At 69.8% G+C, this 21,292-nt stretch carries 11 protein-coding genes; 4 read left to right on the forward strand and 7 right to left on the reverse strand.

Annotated features, from left to right (window positions below; genetic code table 11):
• Positions 1–17 precede the first annotated feature (17 nt).
• Positions 18–350 (reverse strand): PilZ domain-containing protein, encoded by a 333-nt coding sequence (locus KYK13_RS21870; RefSeq protein ID WP_223632502.1) that lies wholly within the window; start codon positions 348–350, stop codon positions 18–20.
• Between the two features lie 225 nt (positions 351–575).
• Between KYK13_RS21870 and KYK13_RS21875 the strand changes: the two genes are divergently transcribed.
• Positions 576–1,319 (forward strand): FKBP-type peptidyl-prolyl cis-trans isomerase, encoded by a 744-nt coding sequence (locus tag KYK13_RS21875; RefSeq protein ID WP_223632505.1) that lies wholly within the window; start codon positions 576–578, stop codon positions 1,317–1,319.
• 43 nt (positions 1,320–1,362) lie between these two features.
• Here KYK13_RS21875 and KYK13_RS21880 read toward each other — a convergent pair whose 3' ends face one another.
• From KYK13_RS21880 to uvsE, 6 genes are all read right to left on the reverse strand, one after another.
• The gene (locus KYK13_RS21880; protein WP_223632508.1) at positions 1,363–1,608 is read right to left on the reverse strand and encodes a hypothetical protein; all 246 of its coding nucleotides are present in this window, start codon (positions 1,606–1,608) and stop codon (positions 1,363–1,365) included.
• Positions 1,605–2,240 carry a hypothetical protein gene (locus KYK13_RS21885; protein ID WP_223632516.1) on the reverse strand — a complete coding sequence of 212 codons (636 nt, stop codon included), beginning with the start codon at positions 2,238–2,240 and terminating at the stop codon, positions 1,605–1,607. Before KYK13_RS21885 ends, KYK13_RS21880 begins: the two co-directional genes overlap by 4 nt.
• Positions 2,241–2,282: 42 nt before the next feature.
• Positions 2,283–4,370 carry a hypothetical protein gene (locus KYK13_RS21890; protein WP_223632519.1) on the reverse strand — a complete coding sequence of 696 codons (2,088 nt, stop codon included), beginning with the start codon at positions 4,368–4,370 and terminating at the stop codon, positions 2,283–2,285.
• Positions 4,371–4,446: 76 nt separating this feature from the next.
• Complete coding sequence (locus KYK13_RS21895) at positions 4,447–4,650, reverse strand: cold-shock protein (protein ID WP_223632522.1); 204 nt, start codon at positions 4,648–4,650, stop codon at positions 4,447–4,449.
• A 121-nt stretch (positions 4,651–4,771) separates the two neighbouring features.
• Positions 4,772–6,607: a M2 family metallopeptidase gene (locus tag KYK13_RS21900; protein WP_223632525.1), complete on the reverse strand. Its 1,836-nt coding sequence runs from the start codon at positions 6,605–6,607 to the stop codon at positions 4,772–4,774.
• 45 nt (positions 6,608–6,652) lie between these two features.
• Positions 6,653–7,588, reverse strand: coding sequence for a UV DNA damage repair endonuclease UvsE (uvsE, locus tag KYK13_RS21905; protein WP_223632528.1), 936 nt, complete (start codon positions 7,586–7,588; stop codon positions 6,653–6,655).
• A gap of 264 nt (positions 7,589–7,852) precedes the next feature.
• Here uvsE and KYK13_RS21910 point away from each other — a divergent pair, with 264 nt between their 5' ends.
• The 3 genes from KYK13_RS21910 to KYK13_RS21920 all read left to right on the forward strand — a co-directional run bounded on the left by KYK13_RS21910 (position 7,853) and on the right by KYK13_RS21920 (position 21,193).
• Entirely contained in the window at positions 7,853–8,332 is a 480-nt protein-coding gene (locus tag KYK13_RS21910) for a hypothetical protein (protein ID WP_223632530.1), read from the forward strand.
• Between the two features lie 41 nt (positions 8,333–8,373).
• Positions 8,374–8,916, forward strand: a complete 543-nt coding sequence (locus tag KYK13_RS21915; protein WP_223632532.1) for a DUF3105 domain-containing protein — start codon at positions 8,374–8,376, stop codon at positions 8,914–8,916.
• A 193-nt stretch (positions 8,917–9,109) separates the two neighbouring features.
• The gene (locus tag KYK13_RS21920) at positions 9,110–21,193 is read left to right on the forward strand and encodes a non-ribosomal peptide synthetase (protein WP_223632535.1); all 12,084 of its coding nucleotides are present in this window, start codon (positions 9,110–9,112) and stop codon (positions 21,191–21,193) included.
• The last annotated feature ends 99 nt before the right edge of the window (positions 21,194–21,292 follow it).

A 21,292-nucleotide genomic window follows, 5' to 3' on the forward strand; every position in this document is an offset into this window, starting at 1 on the left:
GAGGGTAACGCCTCGTGTCAGTTGCCGCTGTTGTGCCGGTCGACGTAGGCGTCAATCATCTTGCGGTGGCGCTCGGTGAGCACCGTGAAGCGCACGCCGGACTGTTCCTTGCGGCCCAGTTCCTTCCATTCGCGAACGACTTCACCCTCGGCGTAGATGATCTCCTCGGAGCCGGGGAGCTGGAACTGGAGGCCCACGCGGCGCGCGTCGTGCTGGGGCTCGATGAGGCGCGAGAGGCTGACGCCCTCCTGGCTGATGTCCGCGGCCCGGGTCATGTACGGCACGCCGCCCATGTACTTGTTGAGGTAGATGTCCAGGGGCGCCCGGTTGGCCTTCCGCTTCTCGCTCATTGGCTCATGACCTCCAGCTGATGCAACAGGCTGCTGCGGGGGTGCAGCGACCTGAAGGCACAGTACGTTCAGACGTCATGCGCGCAAGAAAACGGCGGCCCTCCCGCGCGCCAGGCGGGCCTGCGTGCGCAGCGTTTCTCCGCTCGCTGGATTCTTCGCGTTGGCTTGTGCCCGCGGGCGGTCTGCGCACCTATAGTCCCCCCCATTCTCGTGAAAGGCGGAAGCATGCGTATGCAGTGGAAGGCGGCCCTGGTGTTGATGCTCGGCGCTCCGGGATTCGCCCTGGCCCAGGCCCCGGCCAAACCCTCCAAGCCGGCGCCCGCGCCCGAGGCCGCCGCGAAGGCCGCCCCCGCCCAGGCGCCCCTGGAGCTTCGGACGGATGATCAGAAGGCCATCTATTCGCTCGGTGTGACGCTGGGCCAGAGCGTCACGGCGCTCGCGCTCACTCCGGAAGAAGTGCAGCTGCTCGAGCGCGGCCTCCAGGACGCGCTCGGCGGCACCGCGCCCGAGGTGGACACCAAGGAGTTCACCCCCAAGATCCAGGCGCTCGCCAAGGCACGCCAGGCCCAGGTGAACATCGCCACGCTGGACCGCGCGTCCAAGGAGCCCGGGGCCGCCCGGCTGCCCTCCGGCGTCATCTACCGCGAGCTCAAGGCCGGCAGCGGCAAGTCGCCCCGCGCCACCGACACCGTGAAGGTGCACTACCAGGGCACCCTGGTGGACGGCTCGGAGTTCGACAGCTCCTACAAGCGCGGCCTGGCGGTGGAGTTCCCGCTCAACGGCGTCATCCCCTGCTGGACCCAGGGCGTGCAGAAGATGAAGGTCGGCGGCAAGGCGAAGCTCACCTGCCCCGCGAGCACCGCCTACGGCGAGCGCCCTCCCACGGGCTCGCGCATCCCGCCCAACGCCGTGCTCACCTTCGACGTGGAGCTGGTGGACATCCCCGGCAACACCTCCGCCACGCACTGAAGCACCGACGGGGGCCCGCGCATCACGGGCCCCCGCGAAGGTGTCACGGCGGTGGCAGCTTCACGGACCGGCCGCCGAAGGGCGGGTTGGCCATGATGGCCTGGGCCAGCCGGTCCGCGAACGCGCGTCCCTCCCGCTGGAAGGCCCCGGTCTCCTCCGCGTTCAGGCGCACGCGCACCTCGAACTGGACGATGCCGCCCACCACGACCTCGATGGACAGCGCCCCGTCCCGCCCGCGCAGCACGCGATACAGGAGCGGGCTCTGGAGGAGCACCTCTTCGTCGCTCACGGAATCTCCGCCACCTGCGTGTCCGCCACCGGCGCGTTGATGACCATCACCTCCGGCGCGCCGCCGGACGTATAGCCTCCGAACTTGAAGCAGTCGGTGTCCTCGGGCGTGGTGCACTTCCACACGCCGGGGTCCGCTTCCACCGGGAGGCGCGTGCAGACCTTCTGCGCCGCCAGGTCCAGCGTCATCATCCGCAGCGTGCCCTCGAAGTTCTTCGCCGGCAGGCCCAGCGCCTGGCCCAGCACCGCGGGGTCATGCTTGCCGTCCGCCGTCTTCGCCTTCTCCACCGCGCCGTGGATGGCCGCCGACGGCGCCGCGAACAGGTAGCAGCCCACGTCGTTGCAGCGGCCGAAGTTCTTCGCGCCCGTCTGCACCACGAACTTCTGGTACGCGCTGTCCGTCATCAGCCACGACACCTTGCGGTCCGGGAAGTTCTTGTCGAGGTGCTGATCAATCCCGTAGGGGCTGGCCATCGCGTCCGCCTCCTTCGAGATGGCCTTCTGCGTGTCGTCACAGTAGTCCACCAACGACGCGGGCGCCGGCTCCGGGGTCTTCGTGCCGCCCTTCGTCGTCGCACAGCCCACCATCGTCGACAGGGAGCCCAGCACCAGCGCGCGAGAGATGAAATTCACGGTCAATCCTCCAGACAAGCGAAATGGGGAATGACCGGAGTATCACAGCGCGGCTTCGGTGGCGCGCAACAATGCGTCCGCGCTGACGGGGGCGCCGGTGGCGTGGCGCATCCATTCGTCCGGGGTGACGGAGCCGAAGGTGGCCATGCGCTCGAACTCCGCGCCCAGCGGGCCGTGCTGCTTCAGGTGCTCTTCGATCTGGAACGCGATGAGGTGCCCGAGCGGGTAGTCCGGCAGGTACAGCGGGTAGCTGATCATGTGGCTGTAGATGCCCAGGAGCGGGCTGTCCTTCCGCCCCAGCACGGGCGCGTAGTAGCGGTTCCACACGTCGCGCGACACGCCGGCCACCGCGTCGCGCAGCTGGGCGGGCGTGGCGTCCGGGTGTTCGTACATCCAGTGCCACGTGGCCATGTCCACCAGCGCCACGCCGGCGATCTCCCACGCCTGCCAGAAGTCGTTGAGCACGCGCTCGCGCTCGCTGGCCGCGTCCGGCCTGCCCAGGCCCAGCAGCTCCAGGTCGCGCGCCTGGAAGACGAAGGCCAGGGCCTCCGTGAAGGCGTTGTTGGGGACACCGGAGAGCAGCGTGTGGTCCACCTGGTACAGGCTGAAGACCTGCTCCACGTTGTGCCCCAGCTCGTGCACCGCGATGTTGTAGCCCTTGTAGTCCATGCCCCCCTTCTCCACGCGCGTGCGCAGGCGGGGGAAGTCACCGCGGCGCAGCGCCTGCTGGGCATGGCCCGCGCCCCGGGACGCGTCCACGCGGATGTACGACGCGAGCACGTCCGCCTTCTCCCGCGTGAAGCCCATGCCCTGGAGGATGCGGGGGATGTCCCGCGCGAAGGCGTCCGCCGTGGGGTAGCGCTGGCGCGTCAGCGCGTCCAGCTGCGCCTCCGGCACCTTCGAGCCCGGACGGAAGCCGGGGTACCACAGGTCCTGCGGCTCCAGCGGGCGGCCCAGGCGCTGCTCCACCAGCTTCGCCACGCGAGGCACCAGCGGGGACTCCAGCAGCTGCGTGAGCAGCGCGCGCACGCGCTCCTCCGGCAGGCCGCGGTCCAGCTCGAAGGCGCGGGCGATGCGCGTGGGCGCCACCGGCGAGTACGGGTCCACCCTCCGCGACGCCTGGAACGTGGCGAGCAGCCGCGCATAGCGCGTGTCCGGCTCCGGCGCGGCGTCCGCCTTCGCGGCGCGCGGGGGCGCGTTCGCTTCCACTGTCTCCGGCGGCGCCACGGAGACGCGGTTGGTGAAGGGGTCCCAGTCCACGCGCGGGTTGTCGATGACGGCGGCGGGGATGGTCTGCGTGACGATGCGCTCCATCACCTGGACGATCATCCGCTGCTTCGCCAGGGCCCGCGGATCCGCGTAGTCCGCCTTCAGTTCGTCGCGCAGGTTCCAGTGGCTGATGAGGCGCAGGCCCTGGGGGAAGAGCCGCTGGCCCTTCGCGTCCACCAGGTGGTGCATCCAGATGTTGTACTCGGCGATGTAGAGGTTCGCGTCCGCGATGGACTGCGACACCTTCTGCTCCACCGCCGCGGGCACGCGCCGGTTGAAGCGCGACGCGAGCTTCGCCTCCGCCCACTGGCGCCGCGTCCAGGACGGGCCCTCCTTCACGCGCTCGGACAGGGTGGTGAGCGGGAAGTTGAGCAGGACGACGAAGCCCGGCTTCGCGTTGAACAGGTCGGAGGTGACGTTGGCGGACGGGTCATACGCCGCGAGCAGCGGCTCCACCGGCAGCAGCGGCCCCAGGTCCAGGTCCGTGAACCACTGGAGCTCGCGCCCCAGCTCGTTCATGTGTCCGTCGAACTGCTCGAACAGCCTCTCGAAGCGCGTGAACGTCGCGTCCAGCTGGGGGCCGGTGGGCAGGAACTGCTCGCGGGCGAAGGCCGCCAGGTCCCCGTCCTCCGGACGCCAGAGCGCGGCCACCTGCTCCACGCCCCGCTCGATGCGCGCGCGCTCCGCCTCGCCGTGCTGCTTCACCAGCTCCTGCTTGAGCGCGGCCAGCGACGCCTTCGTCGCGGGCGCGGACGGCGCGGTGGGGGTGGCGGCCGGCGGCGTGGGGGCCGGGGTGGACGAAGTCGTGGCACAGCCCAGGGCGGCCACGAGGGGGAGGAAGCGCAGGCGGGAGGCGGACATGCGGACTCCGGAAAATACAGAAGGCCCGACCCGGTGAGGGTCGGACCTTCTTGGGTGAATCAGGAAACGGCCAGGCTCAGACCGCGCGAACGTTCTGCGCCTGCAGGCCCTTGGGGCCCTTGGTGACTTCGAACTCCACCTTCTGGCCCTCGGCCAGCGTGCGGAAGCCGTCCATGTTGATGGCGGTGTGGTGGCAGAACACATCCTCGCCACCGCCGTCCTGGGTGATGAAGCCGAAGCCCTTCGCGTCGTTGAACCACTTCACGGTTCCAGTAGCCATTGCCTTGTTCTTCTTTCATCGCGGACAGGAAGAGTCGCCGTCCGGTCCTACAGAGTTCGACCCTACAAGACGGGCATCAGCCTAAGCGCCCGTCCGTGCGGAAGTCCACTCCCTGGATGCGTCACCAGCCGCACTTCTGACCCTTGTTCTGCGCCTGGAGCCAGCGACGCAGCGGGGCGAAGTACTCCAGCATGGGGGTGGCATCCATCTGGCGGCTGCCCGTCATGGCGGCCAGCGCGTCCGGCCACGGCTTGCTGGCACCCAGCTCCAGCATGGCCTGCAGGCGCTGGCCCGCGGCCTTGTTGCCGTAGATGGAGCACTCGTTGAGGGGGCCCTTGATGCCGGCCGCCTCGCACAGCGCCTTGTGGAACTGGAACTGGAGGATGCGCGCGAGGAAGTAGCGCGTGTACGGCACGTTGGCGGGGACATGGTACTTGGCGCCCGCGTCGAAGTCCTGCTCCGTGCGGGCCACCGGCGCGGCAACGCCCTGGTACTTCGTGCGCAGCGCCCACCAGCTCTTGTTGTAGTCCGCCGGCTTCACCTTCCCGCTGAGGACATCCCAGCGCCACTGATCCACCAGCAGGCCGAAGGGCAGGAAGGCCACCTTCTCCAGCGCGTCCTTCAGCTGGAGGTTGATGACGTTCTTCTCGTTCTTCTCCACCGCGCCCAGCAGGCCCAGCTGCTGGAGGTAGGCCGGGGTGATGGAGAGCGTGAGCGCGTCACCGATGGCCTCGTGGAAGCCGTCGTTGGCGCCGGCCTGATAGAGGACGGGGAGCTGGTAGTAGTAGGTGTAGTAGTAGTCGTGGCCCAGCTCGTGGTGGATGGTGACCAGATCCTCCTCGGTGGTCTTGATGCACATCTTCACGCGCAGGTCGTTGTCGTAGGTCACGTCCCACGCGGACGCGTGGCAGACGACGTCGCGGTCGCGGGGCTTGGTGAACTGCGAGCGCTCCCAGAAGGTGTCGGGCAGCGGCTTGAGGCCCAGCGAGGTGAAGAACTTCTCGCCCAGCTTGACCATCTTCTGCGCGTCATAGCCCTGCTTCACCAGGGCGCTGTCCACGTCCAGGCTGGCCTGGCCGGGGAACGGCTCCACCAGCGGGTAGATGTTGTTCCACTCCTGCGCCCACATGTTGCCCAACAGGTGCGCGGGGATGGGCTTGCCCGGGGGCACGACGGACGCGCCGTACTGCTTCGCGAGGCGGCCGCGCACGTAGCAGTGCAGCTCGTCGTACATGGGCTTGACCTGGCCCCAGAGCCGCTGGGCCTCCTTCTCGAACGCCTCCGGAGGCATGTCGTAGGCCGAGCGCCACAGCGTGCCCAGGTCGTTGAAGCCGATGTCCTTCGCGCCCGCGTTGGAGAGGTCCACCAGCTGGGTGTAGAGCGGGCGCATGGGGCGGCTGATGGCGTGCCAGCCGGTCCACGCGTCCAGCAGCTCGTCCGCGTTGCGGCTCTTGGCCATCACGTCGGACAGCTCCTCCAGGTCGCGGCACGGCCCCTTGCCGTCCTTGCCGCAGTACTTGCCCTTGCCGTAGAGACCCTCCAGCTTCGCGGCGATGGCGGCCAGCTCCGCGCGCTGCTTCGGGTCGGCCGGGGCGGGCAGCGTCTGGGACACGCGCAGGAGGTGCAGCATGCGCGCGGTGTCCGCGTCCAGCTTCAGCCCGTCGAAGCGGCGCGAGTCCTTGATGGCGTTGTTGACGTAGGCCATCACCTCCTCGTTGACGGAGGCGGCGTTCCGCTCCGTGTCGTCGGTGATGTACGTGCTCTTGATCCAGTCGGCGGTGGCCTGGCGGGTCCAGAGCTGCTTCAAGTCCGCGTTGAGCTTGTCGACGAACTGCTTCGCCTCCGCGGGCGTGGCCTTCGCGGCCGGAGCAGGTGTCGTCTGCGCGCCAGCGGCCGGCGCCGCGAGCGACAGGGCGGCCAGGGCCGCGCGCATGAGGGACTGGGGTGTGCGGGTCATGGGCGCGGACACTATGGGAAGAGCCCTGCCCTCGCACCCGCGAAGTCACGAGGCCCGCGCGCCCTGCGCTTTGGGTGAACGCCGCGCCCCCGCATCCCGACGCAGTGCGAAAACCGCGCGGTCCTTCTGCTTGGCCTCCAGCATGAAGTCCGCCGGCCCGTCGAGCGCGGACACCATGGCGCGCAGGTCCGCGGGGTCGACGAAGTCCGAGTGCGCGCCCGGCCGCCCGCCCTCCTGCTGCGACGCCAGGTGGAATTTGGGCCGCAGGTCCAGGGCGCGCCACGTGGCGGCGGCCTCGCGCACCAGCTCCGCCACGGACATGGGCGGCTCCGACGGAAGCACCGCGTTGTGCAGGTTGTCACCCACCATGGGCACGCCGTGCTCGCGGGCCAGGGGGAGCACCTCGCGGGCGCTCCAGACCTTGTCGTCGTGTTCGATCGTGAGCCGCTGGCGCAGGTCCTCCGGCAGCGCGTCCAGCACCCGGTGCGCGGCGTCCAGCGCCTCCGGGCGGCTGGGGGCGGCGCCGCCCACGTGGATGACGACGCGGCACTCGGGGCCGGCCTCCAACATGTCCAGCACGCGCGCGCTGTAGCGCAGCTCCGCGATGGCTGCGTCACGCACGCGCTGATGGCGCGAGGACAGCGACGCGCCGGCCGGCGATGGGTGCAGGGACAGCCGCTGCCGCGACCGACGCGCGATGTGGGCCAGCGTGGCGAAGGTGCCCTCGAACGTCTTCCACCACGGCAGCGTGTTCACCGGGTGCGAACCGAACGGGATGAGCGACGAGCCGATGCGGAACACCTGGATGCCGTGCTCCGCGTTGAAGCGCAGCAGCTGCTCCAGCTCCTCCAGGTTCTGTGCGGCGAGCGCCTCCAATCGCCGCGGCGTCGCGGTGGCGAGGCGGCAGGTATGGCTGGCGCTCACGCCCAGCGTCAGGGATTGGGCCACGTAGCCCAGCCGATAGGTCGAGAGTCCTTCCATGCGGGGAAAGGTCTTCACGCACGCGCCGCGCGACTGGATCCAGGGGGCTGTCCGGAGGGCAGCCAGCCATGGCGTGCGCGCCCTGCCGTGCCGCTCCAGGCAGTGACAGCTTTCATCCATGCTTCTGGGACACACCAAGGACGCGCACTGGCCCGCGCCAGAGGCGGCGATGGACCAGGCGCGCGAGTTCCTGGAGGCCTGCCGGGACAAGCACGTGCTCGTGGCGCGGCCCGGCGCTCCAGCCGGTTCGCGGCGCCGCTGGCGATGCAGGTGCTGCTGCGCGCGGGCAGCGCGACGGACATCGCGGAGGGGCGAGTGCCCGGCGTGGACGCGCTGCGCGACTGCCGCCTGGAGGCGCAACGCGAGGTGGCCCGGTGCGCGAAGACGCCGCCGCGCTTCGCGGGCAACAGGGCGCTCCTGCTGTTCAGCTCCGAGGCGCAGGTGCACCCGCTGGTGGCCATGCGCTGGGTGTCCCGGTTGCCAGAGCACATCGTCATCGCCGCCAACACGGGCTATCTGCCCGGCCGCGTGAACTTCGTGCTGCGCAGCCGCGCGCCGGTGGACCTGCTCGCGCTGCTGCGGGGGCTGGACCTGCCGCAGATGAGCGGTTCGTTCGCGCACGGCCATTCACGGGCCACGGGCGGCAGCCTGCCTCCCGCGGACTTCCTGCGCCTGATGGACGCCCTGGGCTTCCACGGGCTGAGCCGCCGGGACGTCGAGCGACGCGGCGTCGCGCCGGGCTGAGACGCCGAGCGCCCTGGGGCCGTTGCGATATGACGGGGCGGATGCCTCGCGCCCTCCCCGCCCTCCTCTTCTCGCTGTGCCTCGCCTGCGGTTCAACGAACGATGATCCGCCCAACCCCAGCGGCGAAGCCTGCGCGCAGTATTCGTTTCCGCTGTCGGACACGTCGTCGTCCAGCCACGTGAGCTCGTGCAGCAGCACCGCGTGTGGCAACGGAGAGAACCCGCCCAACTCCGGCATGCACTGTCCCACGTGGCTGTCGTGCCGCAGCTTCACCGAGGAGCAGCCACGCTGCTCGTGGATCCACAACCTGGAGCACGGCCACGCGGTGTTCCTCTACAACTGCCCCGAGGGCTGCCCCGACGACGTCGCGAAGCTGGAGGCCGCGATGGCCAGGGCCGCGCTGGGCAGCAACGGCGTGCGCCGCGCGCTCGTCGCTCCGGACTCGCAACTGCCCAAGCGCTTCGCCGCGCTGCTGTGGCGCCGCACGTACCTGATGGACTCCGTGGATCCGGATGCATTGACGTGTCTGCTCGCGCTGCAGGACGTGGACGCCCGTGAACCGGGTTTGGTCTGCCCTCCGTGAAACAGCTGTGTTCACGGAATAAATGGCACACACGCGACGGATCCTCCCCGCCAGGGTGTCACGAGGCGCCAAACCTTGCGCGCGTTGCGTCAGGCTCTCTTTAATTCGAGACACGCGCCCCCCTTGTTTGAGCCGCCTGTACACCCCCGGGCGGCCCTGAATTCTCCCCCTTTGTCGGGGGTGGCGCGTCGACATGACCGACACCGTCGACGTCCCCGTGTCCTCTCGGGGTCTGGCGCCTCGAACCATCGCTGATGCCTTCGAGCTCCAGGCCGCGCTTCGTCCCCAGGCCGTCGCCGTCCGCTGTGACGGAGAGCAGCTCACCTACGCGGAGCTGGATGCGCGAGCGAACCGGATCGCGGGCTGGTTGAAGGCGCAAGGCGTGGGCCGCGAACGGCCCCAGGTGGGCGTGTGTCTGCCGCGCTCGGTGGACCTCATCGTCACGCTGGTGGGCATCCTCAAGGCCGGGGGTGCCTACGTCCCGTTGGATCCGGAGTACCCCTCGGAGCGGCTCGCCTTCATGGCCACGGACTCGCGCGTGCGGATCATCGTTACGCGCGCCGGGCTGGCGTCGCGGCTGCCCTCCGGCGACTGGCACACGCTCCGGCTGGATGCGGACGCGCGGGCCGTGGCGGACTTCGGTGACGGGCCCGTCGCTCGCGACGTCGTGGAGGACGACCTCGCCTACGTCATCTTCACGTCCGGCTCCACGGGCCGGCCCAAGGGCGTGTGCGTGCCCCACCGGGGCGTGCTGCGGATGGTGCTCGACCCGAACTACGCGCGGCTGGGCCCGGATGAGGTGCTGTTGCAGCTGTCGCCGGTGGCCTTCGACGCGTCCACCTTCGAGCTCTGGGGCGCGCTGCTCAACGGGGGCTGCCTGGCGGTGTTCTCGCCCGGAGCCTCCGCGCTGGACGAGCTGGGGGACTTCCTGCGCGTGGAGCGCGTGACGACGGCGTTCCTCACCACGGGCCTGTTCAACACGCTGGTGGACCGGGGCCTGCCGGGCACGCAGACGCTGCGGCAACTGCTCACGGGCGGCGAGGTGATGTCGCTGCCCCACGCGCGCCGGGCGCTGGAGCTGCTGCCACGGGCGCACCTCGTCAACTGCTACGGCCCCACGGAGAACTCGGCCTTCACGAGCTGTCAGCCCCTGCGCGCGCCGCTCGGGTCCGCGCCCGTGCCCATTGGCCACGCCATCTCCGGCACGCGGATGTACGTGCTGGACGCGCAGGGCCGCGAGCTGCCGGTGGGCGCGGTGGGCGAGCTGTACACGGGAGGCAGCGGCGTCGCGTGGGGCTACTGGTCGCGTCCGGAGCTCACCGCCGAGCGGTTCCTGCCGGATCCCTTCAGCACGGAACCCGGCGCGCGCATGTACCGCACGGGGGACCTGGTGCGGCGGCTCGAGGACGGCGCGGTGGACTTCGTGGGGCGCGCCGACCAGCAGGTCAAGGTGCGCGGCTTCCGCATCGAGCCCGGTGAAATCGAAGCAGCGCTGCGCCAGCACGCCTCCGTGAAGGAGGCCGTGGTGATGGTGCGCGAGGACGCGCCGGGAGACCGGCGGCTCGTGGGGTACGTGACGGCCTCCATCCCCCTGACAGCGCCGGCGCTGCGGACCCATCTGAAGGGACTGCTGCCCGCGCACATGGTGCCCTCGGCCCTTGTCGTCCTGGACGCGATGCCGCTCGCACCCAACGGCAAGGTGGAGCGCAAGGCCCTGCCGGATCCGCGCGAGTACGCCGGCGCTGGCGAGGACTTCGTCGCGCCGGAGACCGCCCTGGAACAGACCCTGGCGCGAGTCTGGGCGGAGGTGCTGCGCGTGGACGCGGTCAGCGCCACGGCGAACTTCTTCGAGCTGGGTGGCCAATCCCTCCTGGCCACGCAGGCCATGGGCCGACTGAGCGACGTGCTCCAGCGGCCTGTCTCGCTGCGCTTGCTGTTCGCGAACCCCATCCTCCGGGACTTCGCCGCCGCGCTGGAAGCAGCCGCGCCCACCGCCGGGCGCGCCGAGGCCCCCATCCCTCCGTGCACGGACGCCATACGGGAACAGTTGTCATTCGCGCAACAGCGGCTGTGGTTCCTGGATCAGTGGATGCCGGGGTCCGCGCTGTACTCGCTGCCGTTCGCGTTCCGCCTGGAAGGGCCCCTGGACCCCGCCGCGCTGGAGGAGGCGCTCCAGGCCGTGGTGAACCGGCATGAGTCGCTGCGCACCACCTTCCCGGGTGAGGGCACCGCCCTTCAGCACGTTGCCGCGCGCGTGCCCGTGACGCTGGAGCGCGCCGAGGCCAGCTGCGCGGATGAGACGCTCGCACGCATGCAGCATGAAGCGGAGCGGCCGTTCGACCTGGCCCGGGGTCCGTTGATCCGCGCGCTGCTCATCCGAGAGGCGGAGCAGCAGCACGTGCTGGTGCTCAACCTGCATCACATCGTGTCCGACGGTTGGTCCTTCGGCGTGCTGTATCAGGAGCTGTCCACGGCGTACCGGGGCGCGAGCACGGAACTGGCGCCCCTGCCCCTCCAGTATCCCGACTACGCGGCGTGGCAGCGCCAGTGGCTCCAGGGCGACGTGCTCCAGCGGGAGCTGGGCTTCTGGGAGCGGCAGCTCGCGGGCGTGTCACACGTGCTGGAGCTGCCCACCGACCGTCCGCGTCCCGCGGCGCAGCGCTTCGAGGGCGCCATCCATCGCTTCACGGTCCCCGCCCCGCTCCTCCGCGCACTGGAGGGGCTGGCCCGACGGGAAGGGGCCACGTTGTTCATGGCCCTGCTCACCGGGTTCCAGGTGCTGCTGTCGCGCTACAGCGGACAGCGCGACTTCGTGGTGGGCACGCCCATCGCGAACCGCACGCGCAAGGAACTGGAAGGGCTCATCGGCTTCTTCGTCAACACGCTGCCCATCCGGGCGCGCTTCGAGGGTGAGCCTTCGTTCCTCCAGTTGCTCGCGCAGGTGCGGGACCACGCGCTGGGGGCGTATGCGCATCAACACCTGCCCTTCGAGAAGCTGGTCGACGCGCTCCAGGTCGAACGCGACGCGAGCCGGACGCCCCTCATCCAGGTGCTGTTCGCGCTCCAGAACGCGCCCGCGTCGCGGCTCGAGTTCCCGGACGTCACCGTCACCCCGCTGACGCTGGACACGCGCACGTCCAAGTTCGACCTGTTCCTCGCGCTGGAGGAATCCGGTGACGCGCTCGCGGGCACGCTCGAATACGCCACGGCGCTGTTCGATGCGGTCACCATCAAGCGCCTGACGGAGCACTACCTCCAGGTACTGCGATGCTTCGTCGAAGCGCCGGAGCGAATCACCGGGGATGCCCTCTTCCTGTCGGACGTGGAGCAGCGGCGCGCTCTCCGCGACTGGAACGCGTCCGCGCGGCCCTATCCTTCGGACCTGTCCATCGTGGACACCTTCGCGCTCCAGGTCGCGCAGCGTCCCGGTGTCATCGCCGTGAGCCATGGGCCGGTGACGCTCACCTATGCGGAGCTGGATGCGCGGGCGGAGCGGCTGGCCCGGCGGCTGCGGACGCTCGGCGTGGGACGGCGCACGCCGCAGGTGGGCGTGTGCCTGCCGCGGTCCATCGACCTCATCGTGTCGCTGTTGGCCATCCTCAAGGCCGGCGGCGCGTACGTCCCGCTGGATCCGGAACATCCGGCCGAACGGCTCGCCTTCATGGCCACCGATGCGCGGCTGGTGGCCATCGTCACGCATGAAGCGCTGGCATCCGAGCTGCCTCCGGGGTCATGGACGCCCGTGTGCCTGGATGTGCCGTGTGATGCCAAGGAAGGGCCCGCGGCCGAACCCGTGATGCCGGTGGATCTGGCGCACATCATCTACACCTCCGGATCCACGGGCCGGCCCAAGGGCGTGTGCATCCCGCACCAGGGCGTGGTGCGGCTGGTGCTCAACCCGGACTACGTGCTCCTGGGGCCCGGCGACCGGATGGCGCAGTCCACGACCATCGCGTTCGACCTGTCCACGCTGGAGATCTGGGGCGCGCTGCTCAACGGGGCCACGCTGGTCCTGTTCACCAAGGACGAGATCATCGACCCGGACGTCCTGGCGCGCAGGCTCGAGGAAGAGCGCATCACGCACATGGTGCTGGCCACGGCGTTGTTCAACCACGTCGCCCGCTCGCGGCCCGAGGCCTTCCGCCACCTGGCCTGGATGATCTTCGGCGGCGAGGCCGCGGACGTCGCCAGCGTCAACGCGGTGCTGTCTCACGGAGGGCCCACGGCGTTGATCAACGGGTACGGGCCCACGGAGAACACGTCGTTCAGCACGTGGCACCGGGTGCCTCACGCGGGCGTCGAGTCCGTGCCCATCGGCGGACCGCTCGCGAACAGCACGGCGTATGTGCTCGATGCCCGGCTGCACGTGGTGCCTCCGGGCGTCGTGGGGGAATTGTTCGTGGGCGGAGATGGACTGGCGCTCGGATATTGGGAGCGGTCCAGCCTCACGGCGGAGAAGTTCATCCCGCACCCCTTCAGCGACACGCCCGGCGCTCGGCTCTACCGCACCGGAGACCTGGTCAGGCAGCGCGCGGACGGCGTCCTGGAGTACGTGGGCCGCCGAGACCACCAGATCAAGCTGCGTGGCTTCCGCATCGAGTTGGGCGAAGTGGAAGCAGCCCTTCGGCAGCACCCTGCCGTGCGGGAGGTGCTCGTGATGCTGCGCGAGGACACGCCCGGCGACCGCCGGCTCGTGGCCTACGTCGCGGCCACGGAGGTCACGGAGGCGGTGCTCCGGGAGTTCCTCCAGACACGACTCCCGGGCCACATGGTGCCCTCCGCGTTCGTCGTGCTGGAGTCGCTGCCCCTCACGCCCAACGGGAAGATCGACCGGCGCGCACTGCCCGTCCCCGAAGCCTCAGCGACCGAGGACTTCATCGCGCCCCGGAACCCGCTCGAAGCACGGCTCGCCGCCATCTGGTCGGCCGTGCTGGGCGGGCGCAAGGTGGGAGCGCACTCGCACTTCTTCGACCTGGGCGGCCATTCGCTGCTGGCCACGCAGGTGGTGTCCCGTGTGCGGGAGGCCCTGGGCGTGTCGCTTCCCGTGCGTGCGCTCTTTGAAGCACCGCGCCTGGAGGCGTTTGTCCGCATCGTGGAGGGCCTGCTCGCGCAGGGCCCGCGGGAGGACTCGCGCATCCCCGTGGCGCCTCGCGGACCCGAACCGCTCCCGCTGTCCTTCGCGCAGGAGCGGCTGTGGTTCCTGAGCCAGCTTCACGACGCATCCGGCGTCTACAGCATGCCCCTGGCCCTGCGCATCGATGGCCCCCTGGACGTCGAGGTGCTGCGCGCCAGTCTCGAAGCGCTCGTGCTGCGGCACGAGTCCCTCCGCACCACCTTCCCGCAGGGTGAGCGCCCCACGCAGCACATCGCCGGGTCGCCGGTCCTCGCGCTGGAGATCGAGCAACTCGACGCACGTGAGCCAGGGGAGTCACGGGTCCAGTCCCGATTGCGGCAGGAGGCGGACCGGGCCTTCGACCTTGCACAGGGGCCCCTGTTCCGGGCGCTCCTGCTCCGGCTCGAAGGCACGTGCTCGGTGCTGGTGCTCAACCTGCACCACATCGTGTCCGATGGCTGGTCGCTGGGCGTGCTCTACCGGGAGCTGTCCGCTGAATACAGCGCGCGTCTTCGGGGCGAGTCGTCGCCGCTGGCTCCGCTGCCCGTGCAGTACGCGGACTACGCGGCGTGGCAGCGCCAGTGGCTCCAGGGCGACGTGCTCCAGGAGCAGCTTGATTTCTGGAAGGGACAGCTCGCGGACGCGCCGCAGGTCCTGGAGCTGCCCACGGACCGGCCGCGCCCCGCGGTGCAGCGGTTCGACGGCGCCTCGTTCCGGTTCACGTTGCCCTCCGCGTTGCGTCAGTCGCTGGAGGCCCTGGCCCGTGAAGAAGGGGCCACGCTCTACATGACGCTGATGGCGGGCTTCCAACTGCTGCTATCGCGCTACAGCGGGCAGCGGGACTTCATCGTCGGTACGCCCATCGCCAACCGCACGCGAGAGGAGCTGGAAGGTCTCATCGGCTTCTTCGTCAACACGTTGCCGCTGCGGGCCCATCTGCGCGACGGCGCGTCCTTCCGCGAGGTGCTGCGAGAGGTGCGGGACCGGGCCCTGGGCGCGTACGCGCACCAGGAGCTGCCGTTCGAAAAGCTCGTGGAGGAGCTGCACGTCGAACGCGCCCTGAGCCACGGACCGCTGGTGCAGGTGATGTTCGCGCTGCAGAATGCGCCCGGCACGTTGCCGCAGCTCCCGGGCCTCCAGGTCCAGTCGCTGGACCTGCCGCTCCTGACCTCCAAGTTCGACCTCAGCTTGATGCTGGAGGAGACCGGCGACGGACTCTCGGGCGTCCTCGAATACGCGAGCGCGCTGTTCGAGCCTCGCACCATCGAACGGATGGCGGGCCACTTCCACCAATTGCTGGCGGGCGCGCTCAACCAGCCGGATGTGGCCTCCCATGCCCTGCCCTGGCTCTCCGAAGCGGAGCGGCATCAGGTCCTCACGACATGGAACGATACCGCGCGGCCCTACCCGCGCGAAGCCTCCCTCGTGCAGGCGTTCAACACGCAGGTGGCCACGCGCCCGGAGGCCATCGCCGTGCGCCACGGTTCCCAGGCGCTCACCTATGCGGAGCTGGACGCTCGCGCCAATGTGCTCGCGTGGGCCCTCAAGGCCCGGGGCGTCGGACGGGATGCGCCGCGTGTCGGCGTGTGCCTGCCACGGTCGATTGATCTGGTCGTGTCGCTCGTCGCCATCCTCAAGGCCGGTGGCGCCTACGTGCCACTGGATCCGGACTACCCAGCGGACCGGCTTGCCTTCATGGCCACCGATGCGCGGCTCGTCGCGGTCGTCAGTGCCTCGGAGTTCGCGGAGCAGGTCCCCGCGGGTCCGTGGACGGTCCTTCGGATGGATGCGCTGCCCGCGGGGCTGGGGCGCCACGCGCCTCCGGATGCGTGCACGGGCGATGACGTGGCGCACATCATCTACACGTCCGGGTCCACGGGCCGGCCCAAGGGCGTGTGCATCCCGCATCGGGGCGTCGCGCGCCTGGTCCTCGACCCGGACTTCATCCAGCTCCGTCCCGAGGACCGCATCGCGCAGACGTCCACGGTCGCCTTCGATGCCTCGACGTTCGAGCTGTGGAGCGCCCTGCTCAACGGCGCGACGCTCGTCCTGCTGTCGAAGGAAGAGGTCATCGAGCCCACGGTGCTCGCGCGGCGGGTCCGTGAGGAAGGCATCTCGGTCCTGTTCCTCACCACGGCGCTCCTCAACCACGTCGCGCGCACTGACGCGTCGTTGCTGAAGGGACTGCGGTGGCTCCTGTTCGGTGGCGAAGCCGCGGACCCGGCGTGCATCCGCGCGCTTCTCGCCCACAGTGCGCCAGAGCATCTGGTTCACGCCTACGGCCCCACGGAGAACTCCGCATACAGCACGTGGTTCTCTCCGACACACGTCGACCCCGATGCGGTGACGGTGCCCATCGGCCACCCGGTGTCCAACAGCACGGCCTACGTGCTGGATGCGCACCTGCACCCGGTGCCCCCAGGCATCGTCGGTGAGCTGTTCGTCGGCGGGGACGGCCTCGCCTGGGGCTACTGGGAACGGCCCGACCTCACCGCTGCCGCCTTCATCCCCCATCCCTTCGCTTCCACCCCGGGTGCACGGCTCTACCGCACCGGAGACCTCGTCCGTCAGCGGCACGACGGTGCCTTCGACTTCGTGGGGCGCCGAGACCACCAGGTCAAGGTCCGTGGCTTCCGCATCGAGCCCGGCGAAATCGAAGCCGTCCTGCGCCAGCACCCAGCCGTGCGCGAAGCCCTCGTCCTCGTGCGCGAGGACTCACCCGGGGACAAGCGCCTCGTCTCCTACGTCACCTTCCGCGACACCGTGACCGCAAGCGACCTGCGCGCCCACGTCCACGCTTCGCTCCCCAGCCACATGGTCCCATCCGCGTTCGTGCTGATGGACGCAATGCCCATGACACCCAATGGGAAGGTGGACCGCCGCGCGCTGCCGATGCCCGAGGGCGAAGCAGCGCCGACGACCGGGACGCGGACGCTGACCGCGCTGGAGCAGACGTTGAGCGCCATCTGGTGCGCGGTGCTGAACCGGGCCCACATCCCCGTCGATGCGAACTTCTTCGACCTCGGTGGGCACTCCCTGCTGGCCACACAAATCGTCTCCCGTGCGTCGCAGGTGCTGGGCATCCCCGTCCCCGTGCGGACGCTCTTCGAGTTCCCGACCATTGAGGGCATGGCAGGCGCGCTGGAGGGCCGCATGCAAGACGCGGCGGGAGCCGTTCCCGCGCTCCAGCCCTGGCACGGTGAGGGTTCGCCGCCCCTGTCCTTCGCGCAGGAGCGGCTCTGGTTCCTCAACCAGTTCCACTCGGACCGGGCCGCGTACAACATGCCCATGACGCTGCGGCTGGAAGGCCCGCTGGACGTGGACGCGATGGCGCACGCCCTTCAGGCGCTGGTGGACCGGCATGCCTCCCTGCGCACGGTGTTCCCCGGCGAAGGCGTCCCCGAGCAGCGCATCCTGCCCCACCTGGCTGTGTCCCTCCGCCGTGTCGAGGCCTCCTCCCGGGATGAGGCGGAGGCCCTGCTGCGCGAGGAGGCGGAGACTCCCTTCGACCTCGCGGAGGGGCCGCTGTTCCGCGCGCTGCTGGTGTGTGAGGACTCGAATCACCATGTGCTGCTGCTCAACCTGCATCACATCGTGTCCGACGGTTGGTCGATGGGCGTGCTCTACCGCGAGCTGTCCGCGGAATACGAAGCACGTCACGAAGGGCGGGCCTCGGAGCTGGCGGCCCTGCCCGTGCAGTACGCGGACTTCGCGGCGTGGCAGCGCCAGTGGCTTCAGGGGGACGTGCTCCAGCGGCAGCTCGACTTCTGGAAGGGGCAGCTCGCGGACGCGCCGCAGGTCCTGGAGCTGCCCACGGACCATCCCCGTCCCACCGTGCAGCAGTTCGCGGGCGCGACCCATGAGTTCACCCTCCCGCGCACCGTGCTCGACGCACTGTCAGGCCTGGGCCGACAGGAAGGGGCCACGCTGTTCATGACGTTGATGGCGGGCTTCCAGTTGCTGCTGTCCCGCTACAGCGGACAGCGGGACTTCATCGTCGGAACGCCCATCGCCAACCGCACCCGCGAGGAGGTGGAAGGACTCATCGGTTTCTTCGTCAACACGCTGCCCTTGCGTGCCCATCTGCGCGACGGCGCGTCCTTCCGCGAAGTGCTGCGGCAGGTGCGTGACCGCGCCCTGGGGGCATACGCGCATCAGGAGCTGCCGTTCGAAAAGCTCGTGGAGGAGCTGCATGTCGAACGCGCCCTGAGCCACGGACCACTGGTGCAGGTGATGTTCACCTTGCAGAACGCCCCCGGCTCACCGCCCCAGCTCCCGGGCCTCCACGTGCAGGCCCTGGAGTTTCAGACCCCGACGTCCAAGTTCGACCTCACCCTGGCGCTGACCGAAACCCCGGATGGCCTCAGTGGCACGTTCGAGTATGCGACGTCGCTGTTCGAGCCCCGCACCCTCGAGCGGATGACGGATCACTTCCGGCGCATCCTCGAAGGGGCACTGCATCAACCCGACACGGCCATCCATGACCTGCCCTGGCTCTCCGATGCGGAACGCCAGCAGGTCCTCACCGCGTGGAACGACTCTGCGCGGCCCTATCCGCGAGACCTCTCGCTGGTGCAGGCCTTCGAAGCCCAGGCGGCCACACGTCCGGATGCCATCGCCGTGCGCCATGGAGCCCAGGCGCTCACCTACGCGGAGCTGGATGCCCGCGCCAACCGGCTCGCGTGGACGCTCAAGGAGCAGGGGGTCGGACCGGATGCGCCCCGCGTGGGCGTGTGCCTTCCCCGCTCCATTGACCTCATCGTGTCGCTGGTCGCCATCCTCAAGGCCGGTGGCGCCTACGTGCCCTTGGACCCCGACTACCCCGCGGATCGCCTTGCCCTCATGATCTCCGATGCGAAGGTGCATCGGATCATCACGAGCACGGTTACCTCCAGTCGGTTCTCCTCCGACAGCGTTGGATGCATCCGCGTCGATGCTTTGGAAGCCACTGCGCACTCCGGCTCGCCGTACGACCCGGCGCGCTTCCACCCCCAGGAGCCCGCCTACGTCATCTACACGTCCGGCTCCACGGGCCGGCCCAAGGGGGTCTGCGTTCCGCATCAAGCCGTGATGCGGCTGGTGATGGATCCGGACTACATCTCCTTCGGTCCGGAGGACCGCGTGGCCCAGGCGGCGACGGTGTCCTTCGACGCCTCGACCTTCGAGGTGTGGGGCGCGCTGCTCAACGGCGCCACGCTCGTCCTCTTCTCCAAGGAGGACGTCATCGACCCGGCGACACTCGCCCGGGGTCTGCGCGACGAACGCATCACCGCCCTGTTCCTCACCACGGCGCTCTTCAACCACGTCACCCGGATGGAGCCCACGGCGTTCAATGGCCTGTCCACGCTCCTCTTCGGTGGCGAGGCCTCGGACCCGGCCTGCGTGAACCGGCTGCTGGCTCATGGTGGGCCCCGAAGGTTGGTGCACGTCTACGGTCCCACGGAGAACACCACGTTCAGCACGTGGCGCCTCGTCACGGAGCCCGTCACCGGCACGGTGCCCATCGGCCACCCGGTGTCCAACAGCACGGCCTACGTGCTGGATGCGCACCTGCACCCGGTGCCCCCAGGCATCGTCGGTGAGCTGTTCGTCGGCGGGGACGGCCTCGCCTGGGGCTACTGGGAGCGGCCTGACCTCACCGCTGCCGCCTTCATCCCCCACCCCTTCGCTTCCACCCCGGGTGCACGGCTCTACCGCACCGGAGACCTCGTCCGTCAGCGGCACGACGGTGTCTTCGACTTCGTGGGGCGCCGAGACCATCAGGTCAAGGTCCGTGGTTTCCGCATCGAGCCCGGCGAAATCGAAGCCGTCCTGCGCCAGCACCCGGCCGTGCGCGAAGCCCTCGTCCTTGTGCGCGAGGACTCCCCCGGGGACAAGCGCCTCGTCTCCTACGTCACCTTCCGCGACACCGTGACCGCAAGCGACCTGCGCGCCCACGTCCACGCTTCGCTCCCCAGCCACATGGTCCCCTCCGCGTTCGTGCTGATGGACGCGATGCCCCTCAACGCGAACGGCAAGGTGGACCGCCGCGCCCTGCCCCGTCCTTCCGACGGCACGGACGCGGAGGAGGCGGGCGTGATGCCTCGCACGCCGTTGGAGCAGCAGATCGCGGACATCTGGGCGGAGGTCCTGGGGCGCAAGGTCATCAGCGTCACCGCGAGCTTCTTCGATCTGGGCGGCCACTCGCTGCTCGCGGCGCAGCTCGTGTCCAAGCTGTCGGAGCACTTCCCCTTCAAGGTCCCGCTCCAGGTCCTCTTCCAGAGCCCGACGGTCGCCGCGCTGGCCCAGTGGATCCAGGCGAGGCTCACGCCGGATGCACCCGTGCCTTCACAGGGCCCCGCGCTCCCCGAAGGCATCGTGCGGCTCCAGGAGGGACGCGCCGACCTGCCTCCGCTGTGGTGCATGCACCCGGTGGGCGGCACGGTGTTCTGCTACCAGGACCTCGTGCGGTCACTCGGTCCCGACCGCACCGTGTACGGCTTCCAGGCTCCGGGCGTGAACGGTGAGTGCCCACCTCTCACGAGCATCGAAGCCCTCGCGTCGCAGCACTTGAGCGCCTTGCTCCAATGGCAGCCCCAGGGGCCCTACTACCTCGTGGGCCTCTCCATGGGCGGCACCATCGTCTACGAGATGGCCCAGCGCATGTTGAAGCTGGGCATCCCGCCTGCGCTGCTGGTCTTCCTCGACACGCCGGGCCCCGGCCAGATGCCCACGCGATTCGAGGACGACGCCGCGCTCCTCGCGGCCATTTTCGGCGACGAAACGCTCGCGCAGCCTTTGCGCGAGATGCCTCCGCACGAGCAGATGAAGGAGGTGCTGCGCCAGGCGCGCGAGGGCGCGACGGTGCCGGAGTCCTACTCGCTGCGTGACCTGGAGATCTTCCTGGACGTCTGGAAGGCCCACATGCGCGCCCTCTTCAGCTACGAGCCCGTTCCCTACGAGGGCGCCGCCACGTACCTGAAGGCCCAGGTGCACGTGCCGCCCCATCCGCTGCATCCGGAGCAGCCGTGGCAGGGCCTCGTGAAGCACGGGCTGGAGGTGCTGCCCGTGCCCGGCAACCACCAGACGATGATCGAACCGCCGAACGTCGAGACGATGGCGCGGCACCTCACCGCGTGCCTGCGACGCGTCGAGGCGATCGCGCCCCGTAGCTCGGTCGCATAGCCGCCCGGGGAGCCCCCGGCGGCGTGCCCGGGGGGCGGACGGCCGGGGGCGCGTGGGGACGAACCCGGAAGGACTAGGGGCGCCGGAGCGTACTAGCGC

Origin of the sequence: Corallococcus sp. EGB, assembly GCF_019968905.1 — a bacterium.
Lineage (GTDB): Bacteria > Myxococcota > Myxococcia > Myxococcales > Myxococcaceae > Corallococcus.